General features: G+C 40.9%; 1 protein-coding gene and 1 pseudogene. Both read left to right on the top strand.

Annotated features, from left to right (window positions below; translation table 11 throughout):
• Positions 1–10: 10 nt before the first annotated feature.
• Entirely contained in the window at positions 11–943 is a 933-nt protein-coding gene (locus R7O12_RS25245) for a transporter substrate-binding domain-containing protein (protein WP_318126804.1), read from the top strand.
• Positions 940–1,309 (top strand): annotated as a pseudogene (locus R7O12_RS25240) (GGDEF-domain containing protein); the annotation flags it as partial. The gene R7O12_RS25245 and the pseudogene R7O12_RS25240, both read left to right, overlap by 4 nt.

Raw genomic sequence — 1,309 nt, 5'->3', positions numbered from 1 at the left:
GATATACACAATGTCAGTCAAAACACTTAAACGAACCATCACTGCAGTGGCGATTTTGGCCGCGTCCGTGATGTCTTCTTCGGCTTGGTCTAATGACCTTAAAGAAATCCGTGAACGTGGTGTGCTTCGTCATATCGGTGTGCCTTATGCCAACTTTGTTTCTTACATCGAGCAAGGTGAAATGCACACGCTGACAGGATTAGATGTCGATATCGTAAAAGGATTTGCGAGCTCGTTAGGTGTGCGATATGAGTACGTACCGGCTCAGTGGAGTGACATGGTCGGTAAGCTGACAGGTCAAGATGTTCAATACCGACACAACCGCGCAGTAGTGGGTGGCAGTGTGCCAATTGAGGGTGATCTGATCGCCAATGGCGTGACGATTTTGGATTGGCGGGAAGAGGTATTGGACTTTTCTCAGGACTACTTCCCATCGGCGGTATGGCTTGTTTCTCGTACCGATTCAAGTTTAAGTCCAATTAAGCCAAGTGGCTCGATCGACGAAGACGTCAAGACAGTGAAAGAGTTGATCGATGGACGAGAAGTGTTGGCGCTAGAGCATTCGTGCCTAGACCCAAACCTTTACGACTTGTACGACACGGGTGCCAAAGTGATTTTGCCCGATGGCAAACGACTCCTAAACGAAATGGTACCTGCCATCATGAAAAATGATGCTGAAAGTACCTTATTGGATGTAGCAGACACATTAATTGCTTTAGAAAAATGGCCGGGAGAAATAAAAGTCATTGGCCCTATATCTGAAAATCAAAAAATGGCTGTTGCGTTCCGTAAAAATTCACCGGAATTACGCGAAGCGTTTGATCGTTATTTAGATTCTATTAAAAAAGATGGGACGTATGAAAAGCTCGTTAAAAAATACTACCCGTCCATTTACTACTTTTATAACGATTACTTCTTAGAAGATAGTAAGAAAATTCGATGAAAAAGGCTGTTAAAAAAATATCCAGTAAAAAGATAATAACGATAAGCGCAATAATCGTTTCTATTTATTTAGCGATACTTATTGTTGTTACAAGTCTTGGACAGAATAAATTAAAAGACTCTCAATATAGAGAGCTGGATTTAAAAGTAAAAAGCTATGCAAGCACACTAGACAACTTATTTACTATCGCAAGTGAAGACGTAGATAATTTATCGAGTGACAAAACCGTTCAAACATTTTTTGCAAACTTAGCATCTGGTATGTCGATGGAATATGGCCTAGGTGAAAGTTTAATCAACTTAAAGCGTAGATTTGATGAGAAGATTGACGGCAAGTTGATCAACAGTAGCAACATCTACAACAAGT

This window comes from Vibrio sp. Vb1574, assembly GCF_033338675.1.
The sequence above is the reverse complement of the archived record's forward strand: the minus strand, read 5'-3'. Positions and strand labels throughout refer to the sequence as shown.